The organism is Escherichia sp. MOD1-EC5189 (assembly GCF_002966045.1).
Taxonomy (GTDB): domain Bacteria; phylum Pseudomonadota; class Gammaproteobacteria; order Enterobacterales; family Enterobacteriaceae; genus Escherichia; species Escherichia coli_F.
Genome location: NZ_PTRX01000001.1, coordinates 122,688 through 139,909, shown reverse-complemented (window position 1 = coordinate 139,909; position 17,222 = coordinate 122,688). Strand labels below are relative to the sequence as shown.

The 17,222-nt window shown below is 51.4% G+C and carries 15 protein-coding genes; 4 read left to right on the top strand and 11 right to left on the bottom strand.

What is annotated here, in order from left to right; translation table 11 throughout:
- Nucleotides 1-21 precede the first annotated feature (21 nt).
- The 9 genes from ATB02_RS00740 to ATB02_RS00700 form a co-directional block, all read right to left on the bottom strand.
- Complete coding sequence (locus tag ATB02_RS00740; RefSeq protein ID WP_001042105.1) at nt 22-1,005, bottom strand: autoinducer 2 ABC transporter substrate-binding protein; 984 nt, start codon at nt 1,003-1,005, stop codon at nt 22-24.
- A gap of 253 nt (nt 1,006-1,258) precedes the next feature.
- A complete protein-coding gene (locus ATB02_RS00735) occupies nt 1,259-1,669 on the bottom strand; it encodes an ASCH domain-containing protein (RefSeq protein WP_123059819.1) in 411 nt (136 codons plus the stop codon).
- Nucleotides 1,670-1,965: 296 nt separating this feature from the next.
- A complete protein-coding gene (locus tag ATB02_RS00730; RefSeq protein ID WP_105270925.1) occupies nt 1,966-3,348 on the bottom strand; it encodes an amidohydrolase family protein in 1,383 nt (460 codons plus the stop codon).
- Between the two features lie 9 nt (nt 3,349-3,357).
- Nucleotides 3,358-4,308 (bottom strand): carbamate kinase family protein, encoded by a 951-nt coding sequence (locus ATB02_RS00725; protein WP_105270924.1) that lies wholly within the window; start codon nt 4,306-4,308, stop codon nt 3,358-3,360.
- A 31-nt stretch (nt 4,309-4,339) separates the two neighbouring features.
- On the bottom strand, nt 4,340-4,705 hold the full coding sequence (locus ATB02_RS00720) for a hypothetical protein (RefSeq protein WP_105270923.1): 366 nt from the start codon (nt 4,703-4,705) through the stop codon (nt 4,340-4,342).
- Between the two features lie 25 nt (nt 4,706-4,730).
- The gene (locus ATB02_RS00715) at nt 4,731-6,149 is read right to left on the bottom strand and encodes a DUF1116 domain-containing protein (protein WP_032183367.1); all 1,419 of its coding nucleotides are present in this window, start codon (nt 6,147-6,149) and stop codon (nt 4,731-4,733) included.
- Nucleotides 6,149-7,696: an acyl-CoA synthetase FdrA gene (gene fdrA / locus ATB02_RS00710; protein ID WP_032183365.1), complete on the bottom strand. Its 1,548-nt coding sequence runs from the start codon at nt 7,694-7,696 to the stop codon at nt 6,149-6,151. The genes ATB02_RS00715 and fdrA overlap by 1 nt, the downstream gene beginning before the upstream one ends.
- A complete protein-coding gene (locus tag ATB02_RS00705; protein WP_105270922.1) occupies nt 7,686-8,549 on the bottom strand; it encodes a DUF2877 domain-containing protein in 864 nt (287 codons plus the stop codon). The genes fdrA and ATB02_RS00705 overlap by 11 nt, the downstream gene beginning before the upstream one ends.
- Nucleotides 8,550-8,588: 39 nt before the next feature.
- Complete coding sequence (locus ATB02_RS00700; protein WP_000023647.1) at nt 8,589-9,194, bottom strand: ankyrin repeat domain-containing protein; 606 nt, start codon at nt 9,192-9,194, stop codon at nt 8,589-8,591.
- Between the two features lie 257 nt (nt 9,195-9,451).
- Between ATB02_RS00700 and ATB02_RS00690 the strand changes: the two genes are divergently transcribed.
- Together ATB02_RS00690 and ATB02_RS00685 are read left to right on the top strand one after the other, a co-directional pair.
- Nucleotides 9,452-9,949 (top strand): DUF1097 domain-containing protein, encoded by a 498-nt coding sequence (locus tag ATB02_RS00690; RefSeq protein WP_105270921.1) that lies wholly within the window; start codon nt 9,452-9,454, stop codon nt 9,947-9,949.
- Between the two features lie 91 nt (nt 9,950-10,040).
- Nucleotides 10,041-10,973 carry a LysR substrate-binding domain-containing protein gene (locus ATB02_RS00685; protein ID WP_001084390.1) on the top strand — a complete coding sequence of 311 codons (933 nt, stop codon included), beginning with the start codon at nt 10,041-10,043 and terminating at the stop codon, nt 10,971-10,973.
- Nucleotides 10,974-11,014: 41 nt separating this feature from the next.
- On the opposite strand, the gene pdeL is transcribed toward ATB02_RS00685, so the two are convergent.
- Together pdeL and betT are read right to left on the bottom strand one after the other, a co-directional pair.
- The gene (gene pdeL / locus ATB02_RS00680) at nt 11,015-12,103 is read right to left on the bottom strand and encodes a DNA-binding transcriptional activator/c-di-GMP phosphodiesterase PdeL (RefSeq protein ID WP_001305451.1); all 1,089 of its coding nucleotides are present in this window, start codon (nt 12,101-12,103) and stop codon (nt 11,015-11,017) included.
- Between the two features lie 875 nt (nt 12,104-12,978).
- Nucleotides 12,979-15,012 (bottom strand): choline BCCT transporter BetT, encoded by a 2,034-nt coding sequence (gene betT / locus ATB02_RS00670; RefSeq protein ID WP_105270920.1) that lies wholly within the window; start codon nt 15,010-15,012, stop codon nt 12,979-12,981.
- Between the two features lie 128 nt (nt 15,013-15,140).
- On the opposite strand from betT, the gene betI reads away from it, so the two are divergent.
- Together betI and betB are read left to right on the top strand one after the other, a co-directional pair.
- Nucleotides 15,141-15,728, top strand: a complete 588-nt coding sequence (betI, locus tag ATB02_RS00660; protein WP_001353423.1) for a transcriptional regulator BetI — start codon at nt 15,141-15,143, stop codon at nt 15,726-15,728.
- 13 nt (nt 15,729-15,741) lie between these two features.
- A complete protein-coding gene (betB, locus tag ATB02_RS00655; protein WP_105270919.1) occupies nt 15,742-17,214 on the top strand; it encodes a betaine-aldehyde dehydrogenase in 1,473 nt (490 codons plus the stop codon).
- Nucleotides 17,215-17,222 lie beyond the last annotated feature (8 nt).

The window sequence follows — 17,222 nt, the reverse complement described above, 5'->3', positions numbered from 1 at the left end:
CTTTCGCCCCGAAGAAATGGATTAATAAAGTGAGTCAATATTGTCTTTGTTGACCAGTAATACCTTATGGAAACGGATAATTCGCTTATCCATATCTACGTCGGCCTTACCGAGATTCTCCATTTCTAATCCAGGTTTGATCTCTTCACCCTTCAGCAACGTGCTGGCAACTGCCGCGAGTGCGTAACCTGCAGAGGCCGGATCGTAAGTAATCCCTTCGGTGATATCACCACTTTTAATCAGTGATGCCGCCTGTGAAGGGATCATCATGCCATAGACTGCGACTTTATTTTTCGCCCGTTTCTCTTTCACCGCACGTCCCGCGCCAATCGGACCGTTTGAACCAAAGGAGACAACCGCTTTCAAGTCAGGATAGGTTTTCATCAGGTCCAGTGTGGTACGACGTGAGTCATCCACACTCTCGGCAACCGGCATGCGGCGGGTAACTTCATGCATATCCGGGTAATGCTCTTTCTGGTATTTCACCAGCAAGTCAGCCCATAAGTTATGCTGCGGCACGGTCAAACTACCCACGTAAATCACATAGCCGCCCTTGCCACCCATGCGTTTCGCCATATGTTCAACATATTCAGCGGCAAATTTTTCGTTATCAATGATTTCGATATCCCAGTTAGCACTTGGCTGACCGGGGGATTCGTTGGTCAGAACCACAATTCCGGCATCTCGCGCTTTTTTGAATACCGGTTCCAGCACGTTGGCATCGTTTGGCACGATAGTAATTGCGTTAACCTTACGGGCGATTAAATCCTCAATGATTTTAACCTGTTGCGGAGCATCAGTACTTGAAGGCCCCACCTGTGACGCATTAACACCAAAGGCTTTACCCGCCTCGACCACACCTTCGCCCATGCGATTAAACCACGGCATACCATCGACTTTAGAGATATTCACCACGACTTTTTCCGCGGCCTGGAGCGGCGCAGAAATTAGCGCAGCGCCTAATAACAGCGAAGACACCATATTGATAACAAAACGTTTATTCATCATTTCAGCCTCATTGCAGGGTAGTCAGGAAGTGTTCGCCCAAATTAGCGCGCTGGAGAGAATAAGAATTTTCGAATATTTTTATGCAGAATAAACAGCCCTATTTCAGGCAGCTATTAAAAATTTGGTTATAAATATGGACAAAACGGGCAGTAACAATAAGTGTGACAATCATCACGTAAAAAATAGCAAAATAAACAAAATTAGCGATACTTTATGTTTGTGAGCTTATTTCGCGTAGAAAAATAGTTATCTACATAATGTCAATAAGGGCATATTCTTCAAAGATAACATCCATTTCGGGTGAATAGCATCCTTCTGCCTGGAAAAAACGACGGTGTTCATTGCGCCAATATTCAAGACTGAGGTCACCTTCACCTTCCTTACGGGCAAGCTCCGCGGTGACATCAGAAAAGCGCAGTAAATGCAGGCCAATAACTCTGATAACACATACAGGCTCACCACGGCTATTTTCTACAATCTTATACTCACCAATCATCGGAAATGCGTTGTCTTCAATACATCCCGCCAGCGAACCACAGGAAGCTGTTTTAACACCAGTCGCAATCAACGTTGCGAGGTGATCGGCCAACGCTGCTGAATCGCCAAAAGTACAAAAGGAAGCATGGGGATATTTTTGTGAGATTTTTTCTTTTATGGTCATGAGAATATTTTCGCGATTACGGAAAAAAATCACATCTTAATTACTGTTGATAACCATCAGCAAGAGGATCATTGGTTTTTCTATGTTTAATCTTTTTTATCCGAAGCAGGTCACATTTATGGCTTGATAAATACCTTTGTTAAAACTCACTTTTGTGTATTTCTCTCAAATAATCCCCTGGAAATTATGCCGGGAGATTATAAAGTTCAGGATCATTCATTAACAAACCATTCCCGCCCCACTCCCTGGGGCTTAAATCTCTTACTATTCACCGTTGCAGGCGTTTCAAATTCGTATCAACCTGCCACACTCCCCCACACCAGTTGCCCTTTATGGAACGTTGCGGTTCTCGGCGAGATACGCGCCACCGCCTCGGCGGAACAGGAGGCGTCCACCAGCACAAAGCTGGCGTCATCCTGCGCTTTAGGCCAGACGCGCTCGCCTTTTTCGTTGAGCGGCAATACATCACCAGTGGCTAAAAACAGCGAGCGGGACAAATTCTGTTCGTTAGGACGAATATAGAGCTGCGCGTACAGATTGGCTTTTTCCAGCATGTCGCCCAGGCCGTAAGGCGACCAGTGGTCGATAACGCTGTCGGTGCCGGTCATCACTTTTACGCCTTTGTCGTGCAGCTGTTTGAGCGGCATATGCAACGTGCCAATCGGCACCGTCGAGGCGATCGAGATTTGCTGCGCCGCCATCCGGTTCGCCAGTTCATCTACTTGTTGCTCGTTGAGGGTAGCCAGCGCAAAGGCGTGGCTGATGGTCAGCTTGCCTTTTAGCTGCGGCGTTTTCTCCACTGTTTCAACCATATAATTGATGGCTGCCACGCCCGCCGGAGTGGTTTCGTGCAGATGAATATCGACGCCTTTGTCGTAGTCCAGCGCAATCTGGAACATGGTGTCGAGGGATTTTTCCATCGCGCCATCAACACTGGTCGGGTCCAGCCCGCCGACGTAATGCGCGCCTGCCTGCATTGCTTCACGCATCAAGGGTTCCGATTTCGACAGCAGCAAACCGTGCTGCGGGAAGGCGACAATTTCACACTCGAAGCCCGCCTGACGTCGCGCCAGCACCGCCTGCAAATTTTGCAGATTTTTCAGGCCGGAAACCGGTTCGATATTGCAGTGACTGCGGGCAATGGTGGTGCCTTTCGACTGCAATAGTTCGATCAGTTTTTCCGCCCGCTCCTGCGTGTACGGTTGTAACTCCGGCAGCATTTTCTGCTCGAGTTTGATCATGTCCTGGATGGTGGTGCCTGCCGGGCGATTGAGCGAGCGCCAAGGCCCGCCGTAAAAGGTTTTGTCGAGATGAATATGCATGTCGCGGGTGGTGGGCAGCATCAGCTTACCGCCAGCGTCATAGTGCGGCAGCGTGGCGTCCGGATGCTGCTTGTTCTCATGTAGCGCAACAATTTTACCGTCCTGAATCTCCACGGTCTGGCGCGCCGTGCGGGTCTGCACCGCCATGCCATTTTCATAGTCAAAACCGGTTTCCAGCAGCACGTTATCGAGATAGTAATGCGGGTCAGTGATTTTCATGGTGTTATTCGCGTCGCAGTGGGTGGTGCCAGAGACTGCCGCATGGGCGAGCGGCACAGAGGTACCAAACAGCGCGGCGGCGGTGACCATCTTACCGCTCTGGCTCAAAAACTCACGACGGCTATTGTTTTCTTTCATCTTACGTCCTTACGTTTTAATAATATGGGTGCCCGTCTCGCCACGCAGCGCCGCGGGCAGGCATTCCGGCGTGGTGATAATCACTTCTTTGCCGCCCTGTTCTAAAAATGTCAGGCTGGCGATGATTTTTGGCAACATGCTGCCAGGCGGGAAATGCCCTTCCTGCATATAGCGGGTCATGGTGGCAACATCCACCCGATCGAGCGCCTGCTGCTGCGGTTTGCCAAAGTGAATACACACTTTTTCCACGCCGGTGGTGATCACCAGAATGTCGGCGTGAATTTCGCGGGCCAGCAGCGCGGTGGAGAGATCTTTGTCGATAACCGCGTCCACGCTTTGGTAATCTCCCGCGTCAGTACGCACCACCGGAATTCCGCCACCGCCCGCACCAATCACCACAAACCCTTGTTGGATCAGCGCTTTAATGGCAGGTGCTTCGACAATACGTTTCGGTTCCGGCGAGGCGACCACGCGGCGATAGCCGCGTCCGGCATCTTCAACAAAACGCCAGTCAGGGTTTGCCTTTTGTAATTCGTTACGCTGGCTTTCACTGAAGAATGCGCCAATGGGCTTGGTGGGGTGAGCAAATCCCGGATCGTTTTTATCCACTTCCACCTGAGTCACCACGGTGACGGCTTTTTTCTCGCCGTGGCGCGCCAGCCGATTGTTCAGCGCCTGTTGGATCAAGTAGCCAATGCCGCCTTGCGTATCCGCCACACAGTTCGCCAGCGGCGTTAAGGGCAGCCCTTCGCGCTCGTGGGCAATCTCCGCACGGCGTAGATCCAGCCCAACCTGCGGCCCGTTGCCGTGGGTCAGCACAATGTCGTAATCGGAAGCCAGCATTTCCAGCACCGTATCGGCGACGGCCTTCACCGCCTCCGCCTGATGCTCAATCGACTGGCTGGCGTTATCTTTGATAATGCTGTTGCCACCAATGGCAACGACCACAAGTTCTTTCATGTTGTTATGTCCGCTACAGAGGGTGATGGGGTTATGACCAACGCCAAATTGCCTGATGCGCTACGCTTATCAGGCCTACAGATTCTTGAGCCATTCGTAGACCGGATAAGGCGTTCACGCCGCATCCGGCAATCGTGACAAATGCCTGATGCGCTACGCTTATCAGGCCTACAGATTCTTGCGCCACTCGTAGGCCGGATAAGGCGTTCACGCCGCAACCGGCAATGGTGACAAATGCCTGATGCGCTACGCTTATCAGGCCTACAGATTCTTGCGCCACTCGTAGGCTGGATAAGGCGTTCACGCCGCATCCGGCAATGGTGACAAATGCCTGATGCGCTACGCTTATCAGGCCTACAGATTCTTGTGCCACTCGTAGGCCGGATAAGGCGTTCACGCCACATCCGGCATGAACATGTCAGTCAGACGCCGTAACGTTCGCACCAGCCAAGAATGGCTTTCTCGAAGCAGGCGAATGGTGGATGCACAATGCCCGCGCCAATCATGCCGACGCCTGCATCTTTATGGGCAATGGCGGTGTTGATCACCGGCAGAATGCCACTGCTACCCACGCGGGTGATGTCGATTGCCGTCGGCACACCCATAAAACCGAGCAGCGGAATGGTCACGTTGGGGTTTTCGCCGAGAGTGATTTCGCACATCTGACGGGAGAAATCGATAGCCTCTTCCACCGTACCGCCCACCAGCGCGACGATTGCAGGCGCGGTCGCCATAGCAAATCCACCAATGCCGTAGGTTTCGGTGATGGCGCTGTCGCCAATATCCAGCCCCGAATCTTCCGGCTTATAACCGGCAAACATCGGGCCGATGACCTGTTGCGCCGGGCCGGTAAACCACTGCCCCGGCAGGCCGCTGACTCGCAGGCCGAACTCGACACCATTACGCGCCATCGTGGTCACCACGGTGCTGTATTCGATGCCGTGCGCCGCATCCATCGCCGCTTTACACATCGCCATCCACGTCGGGCCGGAGAAGTAGTCGCTGCTGGCGACAAACTCAAACACTTCGCGCTGTTGCTCGACGGAATAACCCGCCTGAATAATCCCCGGCGTCAGCGCCTGAATCAGCAGCGTCGTCCCGGCGTTATTGCGGTTATGGCATTCATCGCCCATATGCAGCGCCTGCGCCAGCATCAAGCGCAGATCAATCTCACCGAGAATTTTCATCGCGTCACGCAGCATTGGCCCCTGCACATCGCGCATCCAGTTGAGGCGGTCAATCACGCTCTGATCGTTGGCACCCATACGCAAAATCTTCGCCATCTGCTCGCTCATATTGGTGTAAGCGATGTTGCCGAAGGTTTTGTTTTTCACGATGTGCATAAACATCGAGGCAGAGGTAACACCCGCCATCGAACCCACGCAGTCATGCTCGTGGCACGGCGAGAAAGTGATCTCCCCGGAAGCCGCCAGTTCAGCCGCCTCGTCAAGATCTTTCGCCAGCCCTTCGAACACCAGCGCCCCGGTGACCGCGCCTTTCATCGCGCCGCACATTTTTTCCCAGGTCACTGGCGGCCCGGCGTGAAGAATGGTTTTCACCGTCATGCCTGGCACCACGTTAATCGCCTGATCAAAGCCAATCAGTACCGGATGCGACTGGATAATGCGTTCCAGCGCCTGCTGGTTAGCGGCGGCGATTTTGTCTGCCAGCGGTGAATCGGCAATGTTGTCCAGCGCCTGCACCACCTGCATATTGCCCTGCCCCGGCGGCGTCCAGTCGAGTTGGGTCACTTCTACATACTGCTTTTTCAGGTCATCGCTAAACATAGCGATGCCGACGTTAATAACGTTCAACGGTTGGCTAAACAGTGACTGGCTCATCAGGCTTCCTCCCCTTTGCAGATAAATTCACGCGCCAGCAATCCGGTATTGGTGCTACTGCTCGCCAGAATCACTCCGGCATCAAGCAGCATCTGGCTTTGTTGTTCTAATGATGGCGTATCAAGATCGGTACCCAGCACATAGGCGAGAATGATCAACTCGCGTCCTTCGGCAGCGGCGATCGCTTTCGCCTCTTTGATCGCATTGATGGTGGAGCCGACCGGATCTTCATGCGATCCAAATCCGAGCACAAAATCCATCACGATCACCGCCACTTCTGGATCGCGCGCTTCTTCGATCAACCGGCTGATGCGGTTGGTGGGGTCAATCATTGGATGCGGCTTGCCGTTGGTGAAGACGTCATCACCAAAGTCGAGGAAGGTGTGTTTGATGCTGCGGTTGATATCTTGCAGGCGGAATTCCGGATCGGGCTGGATATTGCTGTAGACATCGCCGTGTTTTTCCATCACCGCGAACATGGTTTCGTCACACAGCGTGCCGCCGCAGAACAGGCCACGAATGTATTTCTGCTGCGGTTGTAGACGCGCCCGCACATCCGCAGTCAACGGCTGGTTCAGCGTATGCAGCTCGAGATGTTCTTGTTTCACGCCACAGAGCATCACCGCTTTCAATGCCGCCTCTTTACTGCCGCGGGCAAACTGTAGCCCCTGCTCATCCACTGGCGTTTCGCCACGACCGAGGAAGCAGACTACCACCGGCTTGCGGCAGGCACGTGCGCGTTCCAGCACTTTGCGGGCCACCGCAGGCGCAGGCGGTTTGGAGATAAGCACAATGATTTCAGTTTGCGGATCGTTTTCCAGCATCCCGATGGCGTCGAGCATCATCAGGCCGCCGATTTTCTCGCTCAGGTCGCGCCCGCCGGTACCGATCAGTTGCGAAACGCCGCCGCCAAATTCATGAATGCGGACGCTCAGCTCCTGGCTACCGGTGCCGGATGCGCCAACAATACCGATGTTGCCGCGACGCACAGCGTTACCAAAGCAGAGCGCCGCGCCGTTGATAATCGCCGTGCCGCAGTCTGGCCCCATCATCAGCAGCCCTTTTTCGTGGGCCAGTTGCTTGAGCGCCAGTTCATCTTCAACTGAGACATTATCGGAAAACAGCATCACGTTAAGATCGTTTTGCAGCGCCTGACGTGCTTCGCGAGCGGCAAACAGACCGTTAACCGAAATCACCGCCAGGTTACTTTCCGGGATATGCTTTTTAGCGCTGGCAATAGTGGCGTAACGCGCTTCATGCGAGCCGCTTTGCGCTTTGCTGTTGAACAGCTCTTCAATCTCCACCAGCAACTGCTCGTTGTCCGCGCCCGCTTTGCCGTTGATGACAATCATCAGGTCGCCGTTTTTCGCCTGTTCCAGCTCCGGCGTCAGCAGCCCTAAATTCTTCAGAACGCCTTTGTTCATTTCGGTCGCCATCGCCACAAATGCCTGCTCGACGCCGTCGAGTTTATTTGCACGTGTGGAGATAGACATCAGCGAGACAGAATCAAAATAGGTATTCGGTTTAATGACTATTTTAACTGACATAATTCCCTCCGTAGGTTTGGCTCAGCGCACAACCATCAGCCATGCCATACAGCATGTCGCAGCCGGAACTGGAACCAATATGTTTAATTTTTTCTATTCCCTGGGTTGAATTCCCAGGGATGCCATAAATAATGTCGTGAATAAAATGGTGAATATTTTCCCGACAACGTTGCTGTAATGCGGCTTCCAGCGTTATGGCACTTAGTAACGTGGTATTATTTCTGCCGCGTTGCAGACCGAGATAAAATTCCTCTTTGTATTTTCCCGCCGGATGCCCGGAAATAAATAAAATAAGCGCCAGGCCTGTTAAATAATCATCGGCTGATGGTGTAAGGCCAATCCCTAACCCCATCATACTGACGACCGCTGAGGCGATATTTTGTTTATCGTTTACGGCCTGAATAACTGCCCGTCGTTTAATATGTAATTCTTTTTTTAATGCCTGATAGAACGGGTTATCGCCACAATAATTAAACAGGGTTTCATTTTCCCCCAGGTGTTGATGAATAATGTCGTGCCACTGTTGCCAGGCGATAAGGTGAAAATTTTCAGCGGTCATTTGCAAAGCTGGGGACAGCCAACGCTGGCAATGACTCATCTCTATATGAAGATGTTGACCAACCGTAATACCTTGATCATCAAACTGAACCTTATCACCATGACGGAACAGACCATCAAAGTGAGTGAGTGCCAACCGACAACTGTTTGGCGCATTGTCGTACTCTTCACAAAGCAGCGTTAGCAACTGCTGGCGAACCGGGATTGCGATATTTACCGCTCTGGCAAAGACCTGTTCAACCTGTCCTTGCCCCCGCTGCGCCAGAAAATCAGCATCCGCAGTTAGCGCCCACACACACCGTCTTTCTGGTGTGTCGATAGCAAGCCTCCCGGGTTATGCGCCTGCAGCAATAAGCAACTGAGCAATCTCTTCAAAGCCTCGTTCCCGCGCCAGTTCCAGCGGCGTTTTGCCATATTTATCCGTCATGTGCGGGCTGGCACCGTGTTCCAGCAATAACTGGACAATCGCCTGCTGTTTTATCCCGCCATCATTAAGCACAATTGCTTCCAGTAGCGGCGTCCAGCCAACATGGTTGGTCTGGTTAACGTTAATCTCCGTATGCGCCAAAAGCTCTTTTACAATACTTAAATGGCCTTTTTCACAGGCAGGCGTCAGGCCGACACCGCCAAAACGGGTGACGCAATTAAGATCGGGTTTAGCCGGTAAAATAATCCGTAACAGGGTTAAATCGCCGGTCAGGCAGCTCATTAAAAAAGGATTTAAACAGGTCTGGTCTTGTTTATTAATATCCGCACCGGCATCAATTAACGCCTGAACGCAAGCATATTGCTGATATAAACTTGCCAGCGTAATTGCCGTTTTCCCCTGGCGATCGCAGGTATTAATATCGACACCCAGAGCAAGGCAGGTTTTTACTTTATCGATATCACCCTGTTGCGCAGCCAATAAATAGTCGGCAGGTAGATTTTTTATACTCATTAACATTCCCCTGGTTTTTGTGGCTGTTTTCGATGAATTGAGAATAGCAACGATAATCTGATAAAAGAACCCGCTTAAATTTAATTCGCCGTATTTCGCCTTTTTGTTGAATGATGTTCAACAATCTTTTCGCAGTGTGCGGTAGTGCAATATTTGTTTCTTTGACCCGATACCCTTTCACTCAATCAGGTTTTATTTCTCTATAGTCTGCACATGTAAGAGTAGCTTTCGTCCATGTCTAACCAGAGGGGAACAAGATGAACGGACTCACGGCAACGGGTGTCACCGTCGGTATTTGTGCAGGGCTTTGGCAGTTAGTGTCTTCACATGTCGGGCTCTCTCAGGGATGGGAATTATTAGGAACCATTGGCTTCGTCGCCTTTTGCAGTTTTTATGCCGCAGGCGGCGGTAAATCGGGGTTTATCAGAAGCCTGGCGGTTAATTATTCCGGGATGGTGTGGGCGTTTTTCGCCGCGCTGGCTGCCGGTTGGCTGGCCTCGGTGAGTGGGATTCCCGGCTTCTGGGCGAGCGTGATTACGACTGTACCCTTCTCGGCGGTGGTGGTCTGGCAAGGACGTTTCGGTTTACTGTCTTTTATTCCCGGAGGCTTTCTCGGCATGACGCTATTTTTTGCCAGCGGGATGAACTGGACGGTGACATTACTGGGTTTTCTGGCGGGTAACTGCGTGGGGATAATTTCAGAATATGGCGGACAAAAATTAAGCGAAGCGACGACTAAACGCGACGGGTATTAAAAGTTATTCAAAAATGATTATCTATCTTTAACCGATACCTCTACAGTCATAGCTGGAGAAATTCATAGTAGATAATGGCGGGAATGGTTTAATGAACTCAATTTTTACCGAAGAGAATCTGTTGGCATTTACTACCGCTGCGCGTTTTGGCAGCTTCAGTAAAGCCGCAGAAGAGTTGGGTTTAACCACTTCCGCCATTAGCTACACCATCAAGCGAATGGAAACAGGGCTGGATGTGGTGCTGTTCACTCGCAGTACCCGCAGCATTGAGTTAACGGAGTCCGGGCGTTATTTTTTCCGCAAAGCTACCGACCTGCTGAATGATTTTCACGCCATCAAACGCAGCATCGATACTATTTCGCAGGGCATAGAAGCGCGTGTGCGTATTTGTATTAATCAGCTGCTTTATACGCCCAAACACACCGCACGCTTATTACAGGTACTGAAAAAGCAATTTCCAACCTGCCAGATTACCGTCACCACCGAAGTGTATAATGGCGTCTGGGATGCGATTATTAATAATCAGGCGAATATCGCTATCGGCGCACCCGACACGCTGCTGGACGGCGGCGGCATTGATTACACGGAGATTGGCGCGATTCGCTGGGCTTTTGCTATCGCCCCGGATCACCCGTTAGCCTTTGTGCCGGAACCCATCGCCGAAAGCCAACTGCGTCTCTATCCTAATATCATGGTGGAAGACACCGCGCATACGATTAATAAAAAAGTGGGCTGGTTGCTGCATGGGCAGGAGTCGATTCTGGTGCCAGATTTCAACACCAAATGTCAGTGCCAGATTTTAGGCGAAGGAATTGGTTTTTTGCCGGATTACATGGTCCGTGAGGCGATGGCGCAATCCCTGCTGGTTACCCGACAAATCCATAATCCGCGCCAGGATTCACGCATGTTACTGGCGACCCAGCACTCTGCCACCGGTCAGGTGACGCAGTGGATTAAAAAACAATTTTCGCCAAATGGCATATTAACGGGGATCTATCAGGATTTACTGCATCGGGAGAATTAATCGCTGCCAACCTCCCGATGCGCTGTGAATAGCGGTTTACATCAACCACCTGCTTTCATTACCCATTCAGAGATAAATTTATTACCCGGTACTGGCGGAGAGTACAAATAGCCCTGCAAAAAGTGTACGCCTTTACCAATCATTAAATCCGCCTGTTCCTGAGTTTCTACCCCTTCCGCCACAATACTCAGACCAGGCTTACGCGCCAGTTCGACAATATTGTCCACAATATGACCGGAGATTTCGTCAACACTCGCCATTTGCACAAACGACTTGTCAATTTTAATAAAATCGACCGGAAACGCCTGCAGATAACGATAGGTCGCATAACCCGTACCAAAGTCATCCAGCGCAAAGGTAATGTTGTGCTGATGAAGGCTGTCAAATATCGCTCTGGCTTCTGGCGTTACCGGAATGGGGTTGCGTTCCGTTAGCTCAAGAACCAGCTTGATTTTATCGTTACCTAATTTCTTGACCAGGTTCAGACACTCTTTTTCAAATCCTGCGGCCAAAAAACATCCTGCCGAGACGTTGATGCCAATATGGAAATTGTCCGGCAGCAAATGTTTTACTGGCATCAGAATATCCGCAGTCTGTTTCATCAACTGGCGAGTCATTATGACAATAAGACCGGATGACTCCGCCAGAGGAATAAACTGATCCGGTGGGATAATTCCCGTTTGCGGATGTTCCCAGCGAACAAGCACTTCACAGCCCGTCAGTACCCCTGTCTGCGCGCAGAAAACGGGCTGGATCCACGGTTTGAATTCGTGATTTTCCAACGCCAGACTGATGGCTTCAGGCGTGACGATATGGTGATAGTGATTATCATTAATATATTTGTGACTATTATTACCCGTGGCGGATATGATCTCCGGATTGTACTGAAAGAAAATATCCCGCCAGAAAGTAATATCGCTCTGAATCCCCAGTTTCTCAAAGAGCTGTTTCTTTTGATGTGAAATGGTCTTTGCACTGCGATTTCTGTACTGTGATATTTCTGTTACAGACATTCCCTGCATCAGCAGCTTGAGTAGCAGTCGTTCTTTCTCGGATACGCTACCAGGCAATGACAAATGAACCGTTGTACCGAACTCTTGCAGAAAAACACGAAAATCACATGAATTCATGAACACACCTTTTATCTTTTATCGCTGTTCAGTATGAGTGATTACCTGTGGATTCCTGAGCACACATAAGGGGTAACCATAAACATTAGCGATGCCATACGTATAACATCCCACATCACTATCAAGAAGATTATCTTTACCTCTGATGCTCGCTCAAAAACAGTTACGCTAAATACCTTAAAAAGGTAATCACAAGTCAAACTCAGGAGATAATCACGCAAGAATGCAATATTAAAATTCAGATACTCATTTTTGGTAATAAAGAAGTAGTTGGACTATTTCGATATTTATAATTTCCCACTACGTATTGACGCCCATTCATGAGTAAAGGCGCATTATATGAATTTAACAATCCAGATCAACTGAAAATACCTCAACCTCATAAACACATAGCGTCAACATTCAATGACATAATGAGTAAAGATGTTGGTTATGCATACACGTCATTACTCTATGCCAATCCCTTAACAACCTGCCTTTTAAGGCTGAATCCATTCAGCAATAGATAGCCAACATTATAACAATGACAATAAAAACAATATTTAAAACAATCAATAAAATATCAGACACAGACAATTAAACCTTAAACAACAAACAGTTACATTGATTTTAGTTGATTTGCGCTACGCGTTCCCCATGAATAAAGCGTCATTTCAAATTAGCACCAATATTTACATTAAATAAGACTAAGCTTATTGAACATTCACAACAGTCCAAACGTAGTGTTTGGGCTTCAATAGTTCTTTTCTTTTTTATTATCTGTTGCCTGGCAATCATCAATCGATACTAAGGGCGTAACTGTACAGATATAACGTATCAAGAGGTAAGAGAAACCGCGCCATATGCAGACATGGCGCGGTTTTATGCAACAACAATCACGCGTCCGGGAACATCACGCTATTACCCGGCGCTTCACGATGGAGATGGATAAAGTTCAGGTGCCGCTCGTACTGATCGAGAATATCGGTGATCACCTGCTCTTTGCTGTAGTCCATCAGGTCGTTACCCTGGCTGCCTTCTAACAAGAAGGTTTCCAGCCGGTAGTAGGTCGATTTACCGCTACGTGCGCGGTAGGTAAAGCCCGGCACCGAATATTGCTGCGGCCAAATCTGATAGACAAAGTTTTGCTCTTCGCCCATATGCACCAACAAATCCAGATGCCCCAACTGTTGTCCCTCTTCCGGCGGCAGGCTTTTTAGCTCCACGTACGCGCCGCGCAACCGCAGCTCCTGCGCCACTTCTTCCATTGCCGGGTAACAGACCGTCTCCATCATCTGTTTAGTGTAACGCGTTCCTGGGTAGTTCATCAGGCGCGAGAGACGCTTTTTCCAGCTCAGGCGATCCTGAAGCCCCAGCGGTCGCGGTGCGGTATCACGGTTGGCACTTTCACGGCGGTAATCTTCTACCTTCAGAGATTTATACAATCCCGCCATCACGAAGAAAATCACAAAGCTGAACGGCAGCCCCATGATTACCGTGGTGTTTTGCAGCGCGGATATCCCGTTGGTCATCAGCATGCCAAGCGTCAGCAGACCAATCGCCACCGACCAGAAGACGCGCAGCCAGCCGGGGGCGTCGCTGTTGATATCTTTAAGCTGCGAGGTGAAATTCCCCAGCACCAGCGCGCCGGAATCCGCCGAGGTCACATAAAACAGCAGGCCAGTAATGGTGGCGACGGAGGCGCTAAAGGTAAACGCCGGATACTGCGCCAGCAGGCTGTAGAAGCCGCGCTCCGGATGGAACATCGCTTCCTCGGCAAATGCCGCGCCGCCGTGGATGATTTCATACAGCGCGCTATTGCCGAACACCGAGAGCCATAACAGTGTGAAGGTAAACGGAATAATCAACGTGCCCAGCACGAACTGGCGAATGGTACGCCCGCGCGAGATACGCGCCAGGAACAGGCCGACAAACGGCGACCATGCCACCCACCATGCCCAGAAGAAGAGCGTCCAGTTATTCATCCACTCAACCGGACGGTCAAAGGCGAAACTGTTGAGCGTCATGCCCATAAAGCGGTTAACGTAATCGCCAACGTTCAGCACCAGCGCATTAAGCAGGAACGAGGTGTCGCCCATAAACAGCACGAACAGGATCAACCCCAGCGCCAGCGCAACGTTGAGTTCCGATAACACGCGAATGCCCTTATCGACACCGGAGGTGACAGAGATCGTTGCGATGATCACCGACAAGGCGATCAGCGCCGCTTTCGCCGCCATTGAATCCGGGATATCAAACAGTACGCTCAGGCCATAGTTAAGCTGCACCACGCCAATGCCGAGCGTGGTGGCAATCCCGAAGATGGTGCCGATCACCGCTGCAATATCCACCGAGTGACCAATCGGCCCGTTGATCCGTTTACCGAAAATCGGATACAGCGCCGAGCGGATGGTGAGCGGCAAATTATAACGATAGCTGAAGTATCCGAGCGCCATGCCCATCAGCGCATACATCGACCAGCCGGTTAAGCCGTAGTGAAACAGCGTCCAGACCATCGCCTGACGCGCGGCCTCAATTGTCTGTCCCGCGCCTTCCGGCGGCTGCATATACTGCGTGACCGGCTCAGCAACGGAGAAGAACATCAGATCAATACCAATCCCGGCAGCAAACAGCATCGCCGCCCAGCTCAGTAGACTGAATTCCGGTTTGGATTGTTCAGGCCCGAGCTTCACCGAACCAAAACGCGAACAAGCGATGCAGACCACAAAGACAATATAGAGCGTTGCCGCCAGCAGATAGTACCAACCGAAGGTTTTAGAAACCCAGTCCAGCGTGCGGCCAATCCACAGGGCCGAGAAGTCGCGAAACAGGATCGTTGTCAGGGAAAACAACAAAATCAGTCCGGCGGAGGTGTAAAACACCACCGGATTGATTTTGTCCTTTTCCCTGCTGTGCGAAAGGTCTGTCATCCAGTATCCCCACTTTTATTGTTACCATTTAAAATCAAATTAGTAACAATTAAGACACATTTTATATTGAACGTCCAATCAATAACGGCTTTAATAGATTAACAACGCTGATGAATGGAGTGGCAAAAATGCCCAAATTGGGGATGCAGTCGATCCGGCGCAGACAACTGATCGACGCCACGCTGGAAGCAATAAATGAAGTAGGTATGCACGATGCGACGATCGCGCAGATCGCCCGCCGGGCGGGCGTTTCCACCGGGATCATTAGCCACTATTTCAAAGATAAAAATGGTCTGCTGGAAGCAACCATGCGTGATATCACCAGCCAGCTGCGTGACGCGGTCTTGAACCGCTTACACGCGCTACCGGATGGCAGCCCTGAGCAGCGATTACAGGCGATTGTTGACGGGAATTTCGATGAGACGCAGGTCAGTAATGCTGCGATGAAAGCCTGGTTGGCGTTTTGGGCCAGCAGTATGCATCAGCCGATGCTTTACCGTTTGCAGCAGGTGAGCAGCCGCCGCTTGTTGTCGAATCTGGTGAGCGAATTTCACCGCGAGTTACCGCGCAAAGAGGCACAGGAGGCAGGTTATGGCCTGGCCGCGCTGATTGACGGTTTATGGCTGCGCGCGGCATTGAGCGGTAAACCGCTGAATAAATCTCTCGCACACTCGCTGACCCGTCACTTTATTACTCAGCATTTACCCACCGATTAACCGAGGAGACGTGATGTCCCGAATGGCAGAACAGCAGCTTTATATACATGGTGGTTATTCCTCCGCCACCAGCGGTCGCACCTTCGAGACCATTAACCCGGCCAACGGTAACGTGCTGGCGACCGTGCAGGCCGCCGGGCGTGAGGATGTCGATCGCGCCGTGAAGAGTGCCCAACAAGGGCAAAAAATCTGGGCGGCGATGAGCGCCATGGAACGCTCGCGCATTCTGCGTCGGGCCGTTGATATTCTGCGCGAACGCAATGACGAACTCGCTAAACTGGAAACCCTCGACACCGGGAAGGCGTATTCAGAAACCTCAACCGTCGATATCGTTACCGGCGCGGACGTACTGGAGTACTACGCCGGGCTGATCCCGGCGCTGGAAGGCAGCCAGATCCCGCTACGCGAAACGTCGTTTGTTTATACCCGCCGTGAACCGCTGGGCGTGGTCGCCGGAATTGGCGCATGGAATTACCCGATTCAGATTGCTTTGTGGAAATCCGCACCGGCGCTGGCGGCAGGCAACGCGATGATTTTCAAACCGAGCGAAGTCACCCCGCTTACCGCGTTAAAGCTGGCCGAAATTTACAGCGAAGCGGGCCTGCCGGACGGCGTATTTAACGTGTTGCCTGGCATCGGCGCGGAAACCGGGCAGTATCTGACCGAGCATCCGGGCATTGCCAAAGTGTCATTTACCGGCGGTGTCGCCAGCGGCAAAAAAGTGATGGCTAACTCGGCGGCTTCCTCCCTGAAAGAAGTGACCATGGAGCTGGGCGGTAAATCACCGCTGATCGTTTTCGACGATGCGGATCTCGATCTCGCCGCTGATATCGCCATGATGGCGAACTTCTTCAGCTCCGGTCAGGTGTGTACCAACGGCACCCGCGTCTTCGTTCCGGCGAAATGCAAAGCCGCATTTGAACAAAAGATTCTGGCGCGCGTTGAGCGCATTCGCGCGGGCGACGTTTTCGATCCGCAAACTAACTTCGGCCCGCTGGTCAGCTTCCCGCATCGCGATAACGTGCTGCGTTACATCGCCAAAGGCAAAGAGGAAGGCGCGCGCGTACTGTGCGGCGGCGATGTATTGAAAGGCGATGGCTTCGATAACGGCGCATGGGTTGCTCCGACCGTATTCTCCGATTGCCACGACGAAATGACTATCGTGCGCGAAGAGATCTTCGGCCCGGTGATGTCGCTCCTCACGTATGAGTCTGAAGACGAAGTGATTCGCCGCGCCAATGATACCGACTACGGCCTGGCGGCGGGCATCGTGACGGCGGACCTGAACCGCGCGCATCGCGTCATTCATCAGCTGGAAGCGGGTATTTGCTGGATCAACACCTGGGGCGAATCCCCCGCTGAGATGCCCGTTGGCGGCTACAAACACTCCGGCATTGGTCGCGAGAACGGCGTGATGACGCTCCAGAGTTATACCCAGGTGAAGTCCATCCAGGTTGAGATGGCTAAATTCCAGTCCATATTCTAACCAGGAGG

Bases quoted from the DNA above. Each gene is read 5' to 3' on its own strand.
- ATB02_RS00740 (WP_001042105.1), bottom strand. From the start codon at position 1,005: ATGAATAAACGTTTTGTTATCAATATGGTGTCTTCGCTGTTATTAGGC.
- ATB02_RS00735 (WP_123059819.1), bottom strand. From the start codon at position 1,669: ATGACCATAAAAGAAAAAATCTCACAAAAATATCCCCATGCTTCCTTT.
- ATB02_RS00730 (WP_105270925.1), bottom strand. From the start codon at position 3,348: ATGAAAGAAAACAATAGCCGTCGTGAGTTTTTGAGCCAGAGCGGTAAG.
- ATB02_RS00725 (WP_105270924.1), bottom strand. From the start codon at position 4,308: ATGAAAGAACTTGTGGTCGTTGCCATTGGTGGCAACAGCATTATCAAA.
- ATB02_RS00715 (WP_032183367.1), bottom strand. From the start codon at position 6,149: ATGAGCCAGTCACTGTTTAGCCAACCGTTGAACGTTATTAACGTCGGC.
- fdrA (WP_032183365.1), bottom strand. From the start codon at position 7,696: ATGTCAGTTAAAATAGTCATTAAACCGAATACCTATTTTGATTCTGTC.
- ATB02_RS00700 (WP_000023647.1), bottom strand. From the start codon at position 9,194: ATGAGTATAAAAAATCTACCTGCCGACTATTTATTGGCTGCGCAACAG.
- ATB02_RS00690 (WP_105270921.1), top strand. From the start codon at position 9,452: ATGAACGGACTCACGGCAACGGGTGTCACCGTCGGTATTTGTGCAGGG.
- ATB02_RS00685 (WP_001084390.1), top strand. From the start codon at position 10,041: ATGAACTCAATTTTTACCGAAGAGAATCTGTTGGCATTTACTACCGCT.
- pdeL (WP_001305451.1), bottom strand. From the start codon at position 12,103: ATGAATTCATGTGATTTTCGTGTTTTTCTGCAAGAGTTCGGTACAACG.
- betT (WP_105270920.1), bottom strand. From the start codon at position 15,012: ATGACAGACCTTTCGCACAGCAGGGAAAAGGACAAAATCAATCCGGTG.
- betI (WP_001353423.1), top strand. From the start codon at position 15,141: ATGCCCAAATTGGGGATGCAGTCGATCCGGCGCAGACAACTGATCGAC.
- betB (WP_105270919.1), top strand. From the start codon at position 15,742: ATGTCCCGAATGGCAGAACAGCAGCTTTATATACATGGTGGTTATTCC.